This is a genomic window from Streptomyces sp. ATexAB-D23, from assembly GCF_000373645.1.
Taxonomy (GTDB): domain Bacteria; phylum Actinomycetota; class Actinomycetes; order Streptomycetales; family Streptomycetaceae; genus Streptomyces; species Streptomyces castrisilvae.
Genome location: NZ_KB892079.1, coordinates 280934 through 295976, shown reverse-complemented (window position 1 = coordinate 295976; position 15043 = coordinate 280934). Strand labels below are relative to the sequence as shown.

General features: G+C 69.5%; 14 protein-coding genes, 1 tRNA gene, 1 pseudogene and 2 CRISPR repeat arrays (1 of these 18 only partly in view). Of the genes and pseudogenes, 3 read left to right on the top strand and 13 right to left on the bottom strand.

Annotated features, from left to right (window positions below):
* Positions 1 to 72: transfer RNA gene (locus B082_RS0134070), tRNA-Val, on the top strand.
* Positions 73 to 126: 54 nt separating this feature from the next.
* Here the strand turns inward: B082_RS0134070 and B082_RS0134065 are convergent.
* From B082_RS0134065 to B082_RS0134050, 4 genes are all read right to left on the bottom strand, one after another.
* On the bottom strand, positions 127 to 405 hold the full coding sequence (locus B082_RS0134065; protein WP_078622719.1) for a zf-TFIIB domain-containing protein: 279 nt from the start codon (positions 403 to 405) through the stop codon (positions 127 to 129).
* A gap of 69 nt (positions 406 to 474) precedes the next feature.
* Positions 475 to 1461, bottom strand: coding sequence for a phosphotransferase enzyme family protein (locus tag B082_RS0134060; protein WP_018556254.1), 987 nt, complete (start codon positions 1459 to 1461; stop codon positions 475 to 477).
* A gap of 294 nt (positions 1462 to 1755) precedes the next feature.
* Entirely contained in the window at positions 1756 to 1965 is a 210-nt protein-coding gene (locus tag B082_RS0134055) for a hypothetical protein (RefSeq protein ID WP_018556253.1), read from the bottom strand.
* 186 nt (positions 1966 to 2151) lie between these two features.
* Entirely contained in the window at positions 2152 to 2412 is a 261-nt protein-coding gene (locus B082_RS0134050) for a hypothetical protein (RefSeq protein WP_018556252.1), read from the bottom strand.
* A gap of 205 nt (positions 2413 to 2617) precedes the next feature.
* Here B082_RS0134050 and B082_RS0134045 point away from each other — a divergent pair, with 205 nt between their 5' ends.
* On the top strand, positions 2618 to 3907 hold the full coding sequence (locus tag B082_RS0134045; protein WP_018556251.1) for a serine/threonine-protein kinase: 1290 nt from the start codon (positions 2618 to 2620) through the stop codon (positions 3905 to 3907).
* A gap of 190 nt (positions 3908 to 4097) precedes the next feature.
* On the opposite strand, the pseudogene B082_RS37275 reads toward B082_RS0134045, so the two are convergent.
* The 8 genes and pseudogenes from B082_RS37275 to casA all read right to left on the bottom strand — a co-directional run.
* Positions 4098 to 4523, bottom strand: a pseudogene (locus B082_RS37275) (TrmH family RNA methyltransferase); the annotation flags it as partial.
* A 55-nt stretch (positions 4524 to 4578) separates the two neighbouring features.
* A CRISPR array of direct repeats spans positions 4579 to 5035; the repeat unit is 30 nt; unit sequence CGGAACACCCCCGCGTCGGCGGGGAGGACG.
* A gap of 28 nt (positions 5036 to 5063) precedes the next feature.
* Positions 5064 to 5369, bottom strand: coding sequence for a type I-E CRISPR-associated endoribonuclease Cas2e (cas2e, locus tag B082_RS0134035; RefSeq protein WP_037711469.1), 306 nt, complete (start codon positions 5367 to 5369; stop codon positions 5064 to 5066).
* Entirely contained in the window at positions 5369 to 6307 is a 939-nt protein-coding gene (gene cas1e, locus B082_RS0134030; RefSeq protein ID WP_018556248.1) for a type I-E CRISPR-associated endonuclease Cas1e, read from the bottom strand. Before cas1e ends, cas2e begins: the two co-directional genes overlap by 1 nt.
* A gap of 56 nt (positions 6308 to 6363) precedes the next feature.
* A complete protein-coding gene (gene cas6e / locus B082_RS0134025; protein WP_018556247.1) occupies positions 6364 to 7014 on the bottom strand; it encodes a type I-E CRISPR-associated protein Cas6/Cse3/CasE in 651 nt (216 codons plus the stop codon).
* Positions 7011 to 7787: a type I-E CRISPR-associated protein Cas5/CasD gene (gene cas5e / locus B082_RS0134020; protein ID WP_018556246.1), complete on the bottom strand. Its 777-nt coding sequence runs from the start codon at positions 7785 to 7787 to the stop codon at positions 7011 to 7013. The genes cas6e and cas5e overlap by 4 nt, the downstream gene beginning before the upstream one ends.
* Positions 7784 to 8947 (bottom strand): type I-E CRISPR-associated protein Cas7/Cse4/CasC, encoded by a 1164-nt coding sequence (gene cas7e / locus B082_RS0134015; RefSeq protein WP_018556245.1) that lies wholly within the window; start codon positions 8945 to 8947, stop codon positions 7784 to 7786. The genes cas5e and cas7e overlap by 4 nt, the downstream gene beginning before the upstream one ends.
* Positions 8944 to 9552, bottom strand: coding sequence for a type I-E CRISPR-associated protein Cse2/CasB (casB, locus tag B082_RS37270; protein WP_018556244.1), 609 nt, complete (start codon positions 9550 to 9552; stop codon positions 8944 to 8946). The genes cas7e and casB overlap by 4 nt, the downstream gene beginning before the upstream one ends.
* A gap of 73 nt (positions 9553 to 9625) precedes the next feature.
* On the bottom strand, positions 9626 to 11212 hold the full coding sequence (gene casA, locus B082_RS0134005) for a type I-E CRISPR-associated protein Cse1/CasA (protein ID WP_018556243.1): 1587 nt from the start codon (positions 11210 to 11212) through the stop codon (positions 9626 to 9628).
* Positions 11213 to 11511: 299 nt separating this feature from the next.
* Here casA and B082_RS39370 point away from each other — a divergent pair, with 299 nt between their 5' ends.
* Complete coding sequence (locus B082_RS39370) at positions 11512 to 11682, top strand: hypothetical protein (protein WP_018556242.1); 171 nt, start codon at positions 11512 to 11514, stop codon at positions 11680 to 11682.
* Positions 11683 to 11823: 141 nt separating this feature from the next.
* Here the strand turns inward: B082_RS39370 and cas3 are convergent, their stop codons facing one another.
* Positions 11824 to 14646, bottom strand: a complete 2823-nt coding sequence (cas3, locus tag B082_RS0133995) for a CRISPR-associated helicase Cas3' (protein WP_234018315.1) — start codon at positions 14644 to 14646, stop codon at positions 11824 to 11826.
* A gap of 291 nt (positions 14647 to 14937) precedes the next feature.
* Positions 14938 to 15043: a CRISPR direct-repeat array (repeat unit 30 nt; unit sequence CGTCCTCCCCGCCGACGCGGGGGTGTTCCG); it runs 777 nt beyond the window's last position.

Sequence of the window (15043 nt, the reverse complement as noted above, 5' to 3'; positions counted from 1 at the left end):
GCGCGATTAGCTCAGCGGGAGAGCGCTTCCCTGACACGGAAGAGGTCACTGGTTCAATCCCAGTATCGCGCACTGTCACGAAGCCCCGGTCGTCTCCACGACCGGGGCTTCGTCGTTCCCTCCCGGTCAGGAGGAGAAGAGCATGCGGCCGAAGCCCTTCTGCCGGTAGTGGCCGTGGTGCCCGCCGTGGTGCTGCGGGGCACCCCAGGCGGGCGCCGGGGCGGACGGGTAGGCCGGCGGGGCCGGCGGCGGGGGTGCCTGCTGCGCCCACTGGGACTCGATGCGGGTCAGCGTCTCCAGCTCCCCGTAGTCGAGGAATATCCCCCGGCAGCCGCTGCACTGCTCGATCTGGATGCCGTTGCGGTTGTACGTGTGCATCGGTGCGTGGCACTTGGGACACTGCATGGTCGGGCTCACTCCTCGCTGTCGGTTCGCCGTCGCCGGAAGGCATGGCCCGCCGACGGTCGGTTCACCCTATGACGAGTGTTCGACGTCCAACTCCGGTGTGAGCGAGGCGATACGGGCACAGGCGTCGATCATGACCTGTTCCACCGCGTCCGGAACCCTGCCCTCCGCCGCCGACTTCGCCCAGGCCAGTGCCGCGGTCTGTACGGTCAGGGCGCGGGCGGGCACGTCGAGTTCGGGCCACGGGTCACCGTCGGCCGGTACGGCGGGGCCGCCCCCGGCGCGGTAGGCGTCCAGGAAGCGGAGCCAGACCTCGGGGGGCAGCAGCCCGGCCGCGTACCAGGCAGCGGGGCGTGCGAGGTCCCAGGCGGGGTCGCCGTGGCCGGCGTCGTCGATGTCGATGAGCAGCCAGGGGCCGTGCGGCGCGGGGTGGCGGACGAGCTGGCCCAGGTGCAGGTCGCCGTGGCAGAGGAAGGTCCCCCGGTCAGCCGGAGGGGGTGCCTCGCCGCGGGCCCAGCCCGGCAGCCCGCGCCAGGCGGCGAGCACGGGGGCGGTCGCCGGATCGCCGGGCCGGGCGGTACGCATCCGGGCCACGGCGAGCGCGGCCTTGGCCGGGCCGCGCATGGCGGGGAGTGCGGGCCCGGGGGTCGCGGTGCGGTGCAGGCGCGCGAGGAGCGCGGCGGCCTCTTCCCAGGGGGCGGCGTCGGGATCGCCGGGATCGACCGGCTCGCCGTGCGGCCACAGGGTGACGGGGCGGCCGTGCAGTTCGGTGAGGTGCGCGGGCCGGCTGTCCGGGGACGGCCACCGCAGGAAGAGGGGCGCCAGGAGCGTGCCTGCCAGGGCGGGGTCGGTCGCCAGGCGCATGCGTGCGGCCAGGGCGGCGGTGTCCGTGCCGGGGGCGTGGGCCTTGGCGACGACAGGGCCGCGGCGGACCACGGTGCCGTCCGCGCGGTCGGCGAGCACGGCCGGGGGCGGGCAGGAGCAGGCGGCGCCCGGGGGCGGGTGGGCCGCCCGGTGGGCGAGGTCGCCCAGCGCGCGTACGACTGCGGTGGTCACGGTCTCCCCCGGTGGCACGGGACGGGCTCTCGACGGGCGGGCGCGCCCGCGGCAGAGCGTACGCGCAGCGCGGGCAGCGCGGGCAGCGCGGGAACGTACCCGGAGGGCGGGCCGTGCGCAGCGAACGCGGAGGGCGGGGGACTGTGGGCCGGGTGAATCGGCCCCGGACAGCGCGATGTCCGGTCAGCTCCCCAGCTGACCGGACAAACGCTGCCGTCCGCCGCACCCCCGTCCCCACGGGGTTGTTGGCCGGATGTCCCGGTCCGGACCGCTCTTCCGGACCCGGGGCGCCGCTCAGCGCCCCAGCATCACGCCCACGGACGACGCCTGTGTGACCACTGCTTCCCAGCCGCCGAAGACGACGACGAGCAGGGCCGCCAGAGGAAGAACCATGGCCGTCGCCACCAGCGGGTGGCGCGTGCCGGACGACGGGCGGCTGCCGAACGCGGCGTGAGCCCTGCGTCCTCGCGTGCGGATGATGGTCCGCGTTGCCGTGTCCGCCATGATTCCTCTCCTGACCTGATGTGGGGCGGCGGGCGTGTGACCTCGGGGGACGAGTGCGACGCCCGCCGCTTGACTTCAACATTAGGGATTCGGGCGGCGGGCGGCGTCATGCCCGCGTACCGATTGCCGGGCCTCCCGGAGGATGAGCCCCGTGCTGTCGGCGTACTCCCCTGGGTGGAGACGGGGCTACGCAGGGTTGGGGTCATCCCGGAGGGGATGCTCGGAGCCATCCTCCCTGGGGACCGGCTGTTCGACCAGAGCGAGGACCCTGGTCGCCATGAAACGCGCGGTGCGGACCACGGAGCCGTTGCGCGTGACTTCACTCACTTCGACCACACCCCGGCGGACCGCGGTCTCCACCCTGCGGCCGGCCCTGGAGGCCACCACCTCGTACGTCCTGGTCGTGTCCCCGGCGTCCACGACTATCTCGACTCGATCGCCCTTCACTGATCCAATCCCCCTTCTGCGACGGACCTTTGAGATCTCGCACGGGCCGGGGCGCCTGGATCCGCGGCTCCCTGACCACTCCTCAAGTTTCCCACCCGGCACTGACAATCCGATCCCCGGCGAGGGCGCGGCCTCTGAGCACCCCGGGCGGCGGGTACGTAAGCTGTGCCTCGTCAGGCGTACCAGGCAGCGGGGATGGGCAGACATGGCGATGATGCGGCTCCGGCGCGAGGACCCGCGTGTCGTCGGTTCGTTCAGGCTGCACCGGCGGCTGGGGGCCGGCGGCATGGGTGTCGTCTACCTCGGCTCGGACCGGCGGGGCCAGCGGGTGGCGCTGAAGGTGATCCGGCCGGACCTGGCGGAGGATCAGGAGTTCCGTTCGCGGTTCGCGCGCGAGGTCTCCGCCGCCCGCCGGATTCGCGGCGGCTGTACGGCACGGCTGGTGGCCGCCGATCTGGAGGCGGACCGTCCGTGGTTCGCCACGCAGTACGTGCCGGGCCCCTCGCTCCACGACAAGGTGGCCGAGGAGGGCCCGCTGTCGGCCGCCGAGGTGGCCTCGATCGGCGCCGCGCTCTCCGAGGGCCTGGTGGCGGTGCACGAGGCCGGTGTCGTCCACCGCGACCTGAAGCCGTCGAACATCCTCCTCTCCCCCAAGGGCCCCCGGATCATCGACTTCGGCATCGCCTGGGCGACCGGGGCCTCCACACTGACGCACGTCGGTACGGCGGTGGGCTCGCCCGGCTTCCTCGCCCCCGAGCAGGTGCGGGGCGCTGCGGTGACCCCCGCGACGGACGTCTTCTCGCTCGGCGCCACGCTGGCGTACGCGGCGATGGCCGACTCGCCGTTCGGGCACGGCAGTTCCGAGGTGATGCTCTACCGCGTGGTGCACGAGGAGCCTCAGCTGTTCGATGTGCACGACGCGCTCGCGCCCCTGGTGAGCGCCTGTCTGGCGAAGGACCCGGAGGAGCGTCCGAGCACGCTCCAGCTGTCGATGCGGCTCAAGGAGATCGCGGCCCGGGAGGCCCAGGGGCTGCACGAGAGCAGGCCGCCCGTCCAGCGTTCGGCGCAGGAGGCGGACCGGCCGACCGGCCGTCTGGACGGCCCGTACACGGAGCAGCAGACCCGCCGGGCCGCAGGACCCCCGCCCGGGTCGCGTCCGCAGAACCGGCCGTCCTCGCGTCCCGTCCCGTCCCGGACCGGTGGCGGCCGTCCCGCACAGCAGCAGCCGCGCGGGACGACGCATCCCGGCAGGCGTCCGCAGGGCACCAACGGGACGAACGGCCGGCCTGGTACGCGGCCGGGGACCCGGACAACCTCGGCCGGCCGGCGCCCGGCCAACCCGCGGCTGCTGCGGCAGCGGCTCGTCGTCTTCGTGGTGGTGACGCTGCTGGTGGCGCTGGGGATCGCGGCGGCGCAGGGCTGCCAGGGGCCGGCCCGGGGCCTGGGCACGGACCTCGGCCACGGCGGGAGCCACAGCCAGGTCCGGGGACGGTAGCGGGGCCGGGTCCAGGGCCTGCATTGAGTTCCCCGTCGTCGCCCGGGGGGCGGCCTCGCGGCGGCTGGTGCGGTGCATCGCTGTGCGGCCGTTTCGCCCTCGTACTGGACGTACTCGGGTGAAGCGGCCGTGCGGCGAGGTGCCGTGCCAGGCGTCGCGGGCTGATCCACGAAGATCCGCCGGACAGGCCCTAGTTCTCCGGGCGGCCCGTGGCCACCGCGTAGAAGGCGACCGCGGCCGCCGCGCCGACGTTCAGCGAGTCCACGCCGTGGGCCATCGGGATGCGCACCCACTCGTCGGCGGCGACGAGGGCCTGGGTGGAGAGGCCGTCGCCCTCCGCGCCGAGCATCAGGGCCACCTGGTCCATCCGGTGCGGAGCCGCCTCCTCGATGCTGCCGGCCTTCTCGTCGGGGGTCAGCGCGAGCAGCGTGAAACCGGCCTCGCGTACGGTCTCCAGGGCCTTGGGCCAGGTGTCGAGGCGGGCGTACGGGACGGAGAAGACCGCACCCATCGAGACCTTGACGGACCGCCGGTAGAGCGGGTCTGCGCAGTCCGGGGAGAGCAGGACGGCGTCCATGCCGAGTGCGGCGGCGCTGCGGAAGATGGCGCCCGCGTTCTACTGCGATCTCGCGGGGAGGGCGCTGAACGTCCCCCGGTGGATGAAGGCCCGGCGGAACACCCCCGCGTCGGCGGGGAGGACGACACCGCCCCGTGCCCGACAAGGACACAAACCGGAACACCCCCGCGTCGGCGGGGAGGACGACCGCTGCCAGGCCGAATGCGAGTTCTTCGACGGAACACCCCCGCGTCGGCGGGGAGGACGTTGCGCAGCAGGTCGCGCAGGTCGTAGGTGGCGGAACACCCCCGCGTCGGCGGGGAGGACGTGTTCAGCGAGGATGCGGGCGTTGTGGCTGGCGGAACACCCCCGCGTCGGCGGGGAGGACGGGTGGGCTGGGTCATGAGACCTTGTCTCCGTCGGAACACCCCCGCGTCGGCGGGGAGGACGGCGTCCGTTCCCGCCAGACCATCCGTCAGGGCGGAACACCCCCGCGTCGGCGGGGAGGACCTTATGGACACCCACGACGGGCCCATCAGCCACGGAACACCCCCGCGTCGGCGGGGAGGACACTTCCTGACCTGCACCTTAAGAAGGGCTTTACATGTCCTTTACTTTTGGTGTGGCGGTCATACGGATGAGGGTAAGCCCGTCGAAATCTGTGGGGACGCAGCGGCGGGTGCCAGCGGTTCGGATGGCGTAGCCCTGTTCGGTGGGGGCGGGATGGACGAGGACGGCGGCGCCGTTGCCAACGGTGTCGGTGACGGCCTGCCAGAGTTGGTCACGGACGCGGGCGGAGACGCTCCCGACGAAGATGCCAGGGACGACTTCGCTGGTCCAGCGGCTGAGTGCCCCACGGAGGTGGTCAGGAACGGCCGTGGTGGCGATTACGAGCATGGACGGCATCATTCACCTCTGTCCGCGTAGTTGACGCCGGCGGGAAGGACGCCGGCCTCGGGGTCCCAGAGATGTACCAGCTGGACGTCGCGCCGTTCGCGGGGCTCGTCTTCATCGGTGCCATCCGTGGAGCCTGGCGACAGGAGGCTCTGGACGTCCCGGACGATGCGCGGGAGGAGTTTGAGGAGTCGTAGGTCTTCGCGGAAGCGGCGTCGTGCTTCCTGTTCGGGGTTGTCGGATTTGTGGAGGGCGAAGGCCAGGGGGAGGGTGGTCTCGGCCTTGTAGAGGTCGGCGATGTCGTAGACGAAGGAGTGCTGCTTGCCTGTGTGGACGAATCCGAGGGCGGGTGAGAGGCCGAGCGCGAGCAGCGCGGCGTGGACGGTGCCGTAGAGGCAGGCGCTGGCTGCGGACAGCGCGACGTTGACGGGGTCCTGGGACTCCCATTGGTCGGGGTGGTAGTTGCGGCGGAATCGGCCGATGCCGTGTTGCTGGGCCAGGATTTTGTAGAAGGCCTTCATCCGCTGGCCTTCGAGGCCGCGGAGCTGGTCGAGGGTGACGGTGTCGGGGAGGTCGGCGTCCTTGAAGCGCATGCGGTACATGCGGACGGCGACGTCGAGGCGTCGTTCGGGGTCGGCCCAGCAGGCGACTTGCTGTTCGAGCCAGTCGGTGGTGAGGGAGTCGGAGAGGATGCCGGCGTAGGCGCGCACTGCGCCGGATCCAACGGAGACGACGGTGGTGCCGTGGCGGGCCAGGGTGTTCAGAGCTGGTGTGGTGATGGAGACGCCTGGGCCGAGCAGTAGGCACGAGAGCGCGGCGGTGGGGATGTAGACGAGGTCGGCGCGCCGGGCGTCCACCTGGATCTGGGCGCAGACTCCGGTGTCGTCCTGTACGACGCGGACCATGTCGAGGTAGAGGAATGACAGGGAGTCGACAACGCGGGGAAGCATGGCGAGGGTCGGGGAGGCGAGGCGCCTCCGGGCGTCGCCTCCTCTTCTGGGGGCGCTCATGCGGCCGGTGCGGGGGCGAGGCTGAGGAGTCCGGCTCCGTACGGTTTCCCGCGTCCGATGCCAGTCAGGACAGCTTCGTGGAGGGTGTCGGGGTCGGTGACGGTTGCGGTGCCGTCGTAGCGGACAAGGCTGTGCCGCATGCTGTCGGGGTCCTGTCTGCGGGGGCGGATGGGTGGCATGTTGGTGGGTGTCAGGATGTGGAGTTGCAGGCCCACGTCGGCTGCCCGGCGCAGCCACCACTGGTCGGCTTGTGCCCCGGACAGTGGCACGATCCGGCCGCGCTTTCCTTTCACCTCCAGTGGGAGGCGTTCGCGTTTGGCGGGGTTGAGGACGATGCGGTAGCGGACAGCCAGTCCTTTGCGCAGGGCGGTGAACATGGGGGCGAGGCTCTTGATGTCTGCCTGTCCGTACCCGGCCGGGAGACGGTCGGGGTCGAGGCGGTGCGCTTGGACAAGGAGGGTGCTGGTGGTGTCGGTCTCGTCGATGCGGTAGAGCAGGCCCGCCTGGTGGCGGGGGGAGTCGCCGAGGCCGTCGGGCACCATACGCATCACCGTGCGGTGCATTTCGGTGGCGTCGCGAAGATCCCGCTGCACGTCGCGGCTGTGCGGGTTGAGGCGGATCCGGGCGATCACCGGCTCGTCGTTCATGCGTGTTCCTCGGCGTGGGCGTAGTCGATCAGACGCGTGAGCAGGGTCTTGGGCGGTCCTGCCAGAGCGCGGCTGACAGGTTCGACGGTGCGGTAGAGGCGGCGCCCGGCGTGGGCCCGTCCGTGTGGGGCGAAGCTGACCGGCATGTCGTTGATCTCGATGACGTCGGCGGACGCGGCGGGACCGGCTTCGGGGAGGGGACGTTCGCGCAGGAACTGCACCGCGATCGTTTCCACCGCACTGTCACGGGGTTGGGGGCAGGTGAGGGGGACTCCCGTCAGCAGTTCAGCCTCGGGATCTGTGACGTGCCGGCGCAGGAGGAACGGCTCGTCGGGTGCGCAGGAGCGTCGGCCCAAGTAAGGCGCCCAGTAGGGGCGCCGTAGTGCCGCCGCGATCTGCTGCGTCAGTTCGTCCGGGGCGGTGACGGCGACGACGAAGACCGCGTCGGTGAGGTACTGGCGGCGGGTGATGACGGCCGCGTCCTTGTTGCTTCCGCCGCTGGTGGCGGCAGTGCGTTCCTTGGGGAAGCCGCCGCCGACGGTGTGGTAGTCCTCCAGGAGCGTGCCCGGCCGGTCGACTCGCACTGTCAGCCGCACCTGCTCATACTTCTTGAGGCTGGCCGTGTCGGCGCGGGTGATGCCTTCGGCCGCGGCGAACATGCCGACGAGTGCAGAACGGGTCGGGAAGGAGGCAGTCTCCCGCACCGGGGTGAACACGGAGCGCTCACCCCAGGATTGCAAGGGGCCGGCCAGGCGCAGCAGCAGTCCGCTCACTGCTGGGCTCCCGCGACCGTGTCGCCGGCGGCGCTGATCGCTGTCTCGACGGCGGCTTCCACGAGCTGGTGGTAGGACTCGTGGGCGGTGCCGAGTCCCTTCGGCTTCTCCTGCGGGTCGATGACCGTGTGTCCGTGGAAGGGGCGGTGACCGTCGCCGGTAAGCCGGTTGATGTTGATGGCGTAGGTGTCGAGCGCTTGGCGGGAGGGCTTGGAGAAGCCTCCCTGCCGGTCAGCGGTCACGGGGGTTTCGAAGGCGGCAGCCAGCGACAGCGGCCGGTGCTCCCGCACCGCCAGGTACGCGAGGTCCGGCAGCGTGTGCGGCGCCGTCGAGTTCTTCTTGGCCTGCGGCAGGGACATCAGGAAGTGCTCGGCGAAGGAGGCCAGCACCGTGCGGGCGACCTTGAGATCGCCCTCAAGGTTCTTCAGCAGGTCGGTGAGGTTGACGGTCGCGTACCGGTAGAAGACGCCTGCGGCGAATTCGGCGGTGTCCAGGTGTCCGCTGCCGGTCTCGGACTCGCCCAGCCAGTCGTCGACGGCGGTGAAGTAGTCGCGCTGCGGCTCCGCCGCGTGCGTGGTGAAGGCGTGTGCGACCTGAGCGGCGCCGTCGACGTTGGCGTCCGGCAGCTCGGCGAGCATGCGCCCCAAGAGGCTGATGGATGCGGTGCGCCGCTTGAGGATCTCCTCGACCCTGTTGGGGGGCAGCACCTGCGGGGCCTTGGTGCCCTTCTTGGCGCTTGCCGCCTTCGCCATGGCGGTTTCCAGCGCCTCGCGGTGCTCAGCACACACGGCGGCGAGCTCCTCGATGGCGGCCTCCGGCAGGAACAGCAGCACCGAGGTGTGACCGGCGGCCTCCAGCCCGATGCCCTTCTTCCCGGCGCTGACCGCGACCTGGGAGCCGGCGAACGCGGCCAGGTCGGTGGGCCAGTCCGCCCGTTCCAGCGCCTGCTGCACCTTCACCGGCACGAGTCGGGTCCGGGCCGCCTTCTCCCCGAGGTCCTGCTCCACACCGAGGCGGATGGGCCGCTTCCAGGACTGGCTGGAGACCCGGATACGCAGCGCGTCGCCGTAGCGCACCTGCTTCGGAGACCCGAGGTCGTCGCGGTTCAGGTTCGCGGCCGGTACTGACTGCAGGGCGTTCAGGTCCAGGTAGAGGGTCATCGCTCGTTCTCCTCGGGAAGATCGGTGGTGGTGTCGGTGACGCCGGCGGGGATGGAGTGGCGGAAATACTGGTCGAGCCAGCGGGTGGCGATGGCGTCGCGGTCCTGGGTCCACCAGGACAGGTCCTTCAGCAGGACCGCCCAGTCGACCGCGATGCCACCGCTCAGGAGCTGCCGGGTCAGGGCGGGAAGCGTCCGGTGCACTGCATCGCTGCTCTGCCGGGACATCAGGTGCAAGGCGCTCTCGGCCGTCCCCGGTTTCATGACGTCCTTCCCGACGGCGTCGCCGAGCGCGGTCCCCAGATTCGGACGCAGGTACCAGGCAGTGGCAGAGGTCGCCGGCTCGGTCTGCCGGGCGGTGCGCGGGCGCGCTGCGATCAGGGAGGCGACTCCGTAGTAGGCCCGGCGGATGTCCGGGTAGTTGACGTCGTCGTGCCGGTGAAGCCAGGGAACGAGGTATCGGTGCATGTAATTGCACCGCTCGACCGGCAAGCCCAGGCCCCTGCGCAGCTCGGCACGAGTGCGGTTGTTCTGGCACAGGTCGTGGACGTAAGAGACGAACCTGTCGTGTTTCGGCGGCGCAGCGGCCACCGTGGAATCGGTCATGAGGCATTCCTGGTATGGGGAATGAACGAGACGCCGACAGACGGTCGGCGTGCACAGGATGGTCGGGGCCGGCTCAGCCGGTCTTTGGGCTGAGAAGCGCGTGGAGCATGGAGCGTGCACGGTGGCGGGCACGCGCCACCCTGATGTCCGCCCGACTGGACGGGCCGATCGCCTCGTCCAGCGCCGACAAAGCCGCGTGGACAAACGGTTCCAGAGGTTGGTCCGTCTGCCGCTCAGGCTTGGTCAGCTGCCAGAACTCGGCCTCGGCCTTCGACCAGAACACGGTCCGTGCAGCCGAGGCCCAAGGGCCGGGCTTGCGGGCGTCGAGTTTGACCTTTGCCTTCGGCGAGGAATCTACGTGGGAGTCCGTGGCGATCTTCCAGGCAACCCTGGCGGCGAAATCCAGCCGGTCGCCCACGACTTCCGCGGAGCCATGACAGCGCTTGATGTAGTGCGCCATCTCCTCGTCGTTCTCCTCCAGCCAGGTCAGGACCCGGGGAGTCGTCGAAGAGAACCAGACGCTGTCTTTCTGCTGGCCGTCCTGGTCGAACCCGTAGGCACGCACCCGAAGCGTGGGCAGCAGCGTCCTGGGCAGTACCCCAAGTGCGGGTGGCCGCTGGGTGTCCTGCCGGTCGTCCTTCAGCAGCAGGGCGTCCAGGTCACGCCACAGCGCACGGGCGCCCTCGGCCTCGCGAGGCTGGAAGTTCCCGTCCTTGCGCCGGTCAAGGATCTGGAACGGGTCCCGCACCACAGGGGCCAGGGCGTGCGTGGACCAGGTGATGTACGCGTCCGTCACCTGCCGGCCGTCCGATGACGGAACGAGCAGCACCGCATGCCTGGAGCGGCCGGTCAGCATCCGACCCGGCCACGTTATCGCGGAAACAGGATTCAGCGGGTCGGGAAGGTCCCCCTCCCACGGGCAGACATCGTCCTCCTCCCCAAGCTCCTCGTCCTGTGGCCTTGGCACGGCCAGGATCAGCGAGGTGAACAGGTCACGGCCCCACGGGAAGTACGAAACCGACTTCCGTAGAGGTGCCGCATCACCGCTGCCAGCCCGGTCCTGCGTGATGCGCCGGGGAGTGCACTGGCCGGACGGCCCGAAGTAGAGCTGGGCGATCAGATGCCAGGTGGCTTCCGCGGCCGGCACAGGAACTGGAGCGGTGTCGGTGAAGTGACCGAACAGGACCGCGCCGTTGATGCCGGTCGGTCGGCCCATCACCAGCTTGTTCACACCCGACGGGTTCGGTGCACCCTTGGAGTCCACACATTCTGTACGCAGTCGAGGGTCCTGCAAGAACGGCCGCTCAGCGTCGAACAGGTCGAACCTGCCTGGCGGCACGCCCTTGTCGAAATATCTGTCCACAGCCTCCGGGGCGAATCGGCCGGCCCGCAGAACCCGCCGACGCAGATCAAGCCAGTCCTTGGCGTTCTCGGCGATGTCGATGTCATCGAGACGATCGTCTCCAACGACAGCAACCCTGGCCGTGATCGCAGCCAGTATCCGCATCAACCCGGCTGCTGCCGGTGGCACCGGCAGCTCCAGGTCCTCGATCTCATGAGCCTGCTTGAACAACTGCCGCAGTCCCAGCCGCACCGACTCCCCAGTCAGTAGCCGCACCGGGACCCATGGCTCGTCCCGCAGGTCGAACCCCCCAGACATCAAAAGCTCCCTCCACGAACATGATCAGCGCAAAACAGGCACGGCAAGCCCCCAGCGAGAGCCCGCCTGAGCCGCGTTTCGCATTCAAGCAGCCACCACTGACACAGGGGGTCCCGTGCTGTGCTCCCGAACCAGTAGAGCACCTTTCAGTGATGTACGTCGCGAGATTCAGAAGGTTGGAGAGAGTGGGGTGGAGAGAAATGACAGGAGAGGAGGGGAGACTTGATCGACTTGTGTCCGAAGCGCATCTCCCGGTAGAACTGCCGCTCATCACATCGGAGTTGATTCGAGGAGACCTCGTGCATCGAGTCGTAACCACACCCGCGTCCTGGGCTTCGTCGGCGCCCTGGGTGGTGGTGATTGCCATCATCGTGATCGTCGTCAGCCTGAGGCCCGACCCCGCCACCATCGGGTCGTGCCTGCTTCTGTTGGCTGGGGCGGGGAAGGCGTACCGCGGCTTCTCCCAGTAACCTTGGGGAGGTAGTCGCCGTACTCGGATGCGACCGCCTCCCCACCTGTGTGGGGGTGTTTCAGTTGGAGAGCGCGGGGCTGAGAGCAGCTCAACGCCTTCCCCGCCGATGTGGGGGTGCTCCACCCGGAGCCACGACGTTCTAAGCGCGGACGAGGCCCAGGTCTTGGTCCAAGGACATTGTCTTGGCACCGACCTTCACGGCCTGGGCCTTTCCCTGATGGATCGGCTGACGAAGGACCCGGATGTCTCCCAACATGGGGTGCTCGCCCCATGAGGAGGGCGGACTAAGGGTGTCCGGCTCGGCGTGACGGAACCAGTCGGCACGGACGGCGATCGTGCGGCGCATTACCTGCCGGACCAAGGAGACCGGCGTCCTGCCGTCCTGGGGCCCTTCGGGCAGCAGTTGCATACCTTCCGCGTCGAGAGTGAGCCGGCCATCCTCCTGGACATAGGCGCACAGCAGGCGCACCGAGTCCGCGCCCAGACGAGTCGACACCTCCCACTCGCCCTCTTCGCCCTCCATGTCATGCAGGTCATGGAGGGCAGCAACCTGGCGGACACGGGGCACAGCGCACAGAGCAGCAACGCTCCGCTCTGCGGTCTCTTTGCCCTTGTGCTCCGCCCACGCCTTCGCTTCGCGGTTGCCGGAGGCGTTCCAGTCGAAGTCCTTGCTGTCACCGTGGACCGCCTCGACCAACGCCTGTACATCCTCCGGAATGGCGATGCCGCCCTCCTCGATCTCGGCCAGCTTCCGCGAGGTCTTGCCGAGCAGGTGCTCGGAGTACACCTCACCCCACTGGACAGGCATCCGCCCACCGCCCGTCAGGGGATCGAGGACGACGAGACGAGGCTCATCCGCCCACCCAGGGCGGCCTCGACCATCCGGGTAGCCGTGTTTTTGCCAATGGTTCTCATGCCGCCAGCAGCGGCCTGCCCGCTGCAGCAGCAACGACAGGGGGGCGAGATCGCTGATGACGATGTCCGCGTCCAGGTCCAAGGACTGTTCGACGACCTGCGTGGCCACGACAATCCGCCGGGCCGGCCTCGGACCGTTCCGGTTCAGGCCCGCAGCGACCTCGGCCGTGCGCTCCTCCCGCACATCTCCCGGGAATCGGGCATGCAGCAGCAGAACATCGCCCGCCTCCTGGTGGGAGCGCCGGTCGATCTCATTGCGAAGCTGCAGGTACGTCTCCTGCGCGTCACCCACCGTGTTGCACACCACCAGGGCAGTACCGCCGCAACCTGTCGCGACCGGCTCCAGCAGTCGTCTGATCACAGCGATCCTGTCCACCGCCCCGCCCTCACCCCCGTGTACGACCGGCTCGACGTCCACCCTGAGCCGCATGTTCCGCGAGAGGGCCTGCTCCAACTGGCTATCCCGGGACATCTGCGTACAACGTCCGCTCGCGCCGTCCACGTACAGCCATCCCGGGTAGGGCGTCGGAAAGGTCTTCCCCTTCAGTGCCTTCGACTTGTGGCCGGCACCCTGCAAGTACTCCTTGATCAACCGGTCGCCTACCGAGCCCGGCAAGGTTGCCGACAGCAATACGACCGGCACTCCGTAAAAGCCCAGCCAGTTCAGCAACCGGCCCAGCAGCACCTGCATATACGGGTCGTAGGCGTGCGCCTCGTCCACGATGAAAGTCTTGTTCGAAAGGGCCAGCATCCGAAGAGCGTTGTGCCGCACCGGCAGAACAGCCATCAACGCCTGGTCGATCGTCCCGACCGCGAACTGTGCCAGCAGCGGCCGCTTCGATCCACGCAGCCACCTCTCCGGCCGCATGTCGGCCTCCCGGCGACGGCGCCCGGCCGGAGCCTCGTCGCCGTCGCAGGTCACCACCGTCTCGCCGTCCAGGTCGTCGTCGGCGTAGGCGCCGCTGAGCCACGCCATGCTGTGTACCAGAGTCAGCCCGGCATCTTCCCCGGACCGGTTCCACAAGGTCCTGGCGACCCGCTCGTACATCTGGTCGCTGGTGGCCATCGTCGGCAGCAGGAACACGTACCCGTGCGTCCCGAAGACTTTCGACAGGATCCGCTCCGCCTCCAGCGCGGTCTCCGACTTGCCGTCACCGGGCGCAGCGGTCACCAGCATGATGCCGCCCCGCCCCCCGACACCCGCCGCAGCCGGCAGTTCATCCATGACCGACTGCTGCAGGGGATTCGGTGCCCCCACGATGCCGTACGCCTCGGCGAACCCCATACGCTGCAGTTCCACCGGAGCCAGCCCGGCATCCCTCAGCAACGTGACCGCGTCCGCCTGGGAACGCCTGAAGTGAGCTGCCAGTGACGGCTCGAGCGTCCGCTGCCGTCGCCGCAGGTACCCCTCCTGGCTCACCAGCCAGTCCGCGAGCATCACCACCCCCGTCACCAACACGGCAACGGGAGCCTCGAACGACTCAGGCGCCACCGGGGCCCCCAGCACGTCGTGCACCGCCGTGGCATGCGCGGCCCGCTGTCCGGCCCACGCCGCGTCACCCAGAAACGCCGGCCCGACACCGTCCTCAAGACGATGGAAACGGCCGTGATGACCTCCGATGATCTCCGCCACTCGTTCAGCGGCGCTCATCTCATCATCGTCCTCGAAGCCCAGCACTTTCAGCACCTCGGCCGCAGCCGTCATGCCCGCCACGTCATGCCCGGCACGGACGGCACTCATCCGACCACTGCCTGCCGCCAGCTCGCTGCCGACGAACTGCCCAGCTCGCCGTGAACAGAACTGGAACCCCGAAAGCTTCCCGATGTCGTGCAGGCCGGCACACAGCGCAACAAGAGCCCGAGCACGCTCAAGCTCCCCGGCCAGCCCCAACCCGTCAGCTATACGTACCCTTTGATTGCCCGCCAGGTACACGTCCCACAGGTGAAGCGCCATCGCGGCTGCGTCAAGTAGATGTCTTACTAGTGGGTAAGGAGGCAGCGCCGGATCCAACCCACGGGACTTCCCCCACAGCGACTCATCCGGCACTTCCTGCCTGCGCAGCACGCCAACCCACCCCACTCCGCTTCTTGGACCCCGACCCGGCAACGGAAGCGACGCCGCTACCGATGGCATCCAAGCACTCGGCACAGACATTCAGTGCCGATACCCAGGTTCCGATGGTCGTACCCGGACACTGACGGGAGCCGTCGTGCGCCGCCTCGGTAACCTCGGGAGCCGCAATTGGATAGGCTGACGCCGTGCGACTGACTGAGCACCTCATCCCTTCAGGGAAGGCAAAGAAAATGCAAAGCCCTTCTTAAGGTGCAGGTCAGGAAGTGTCCTCCCCGCCGACGCGGGGGTGTTCCGAAGAAGCTGATCACGAAAAACCTGCTGCGGTCGTCCTCCCCGCCGACGCGGGGGTGTTCCGCCGGTCCCGCTCCCC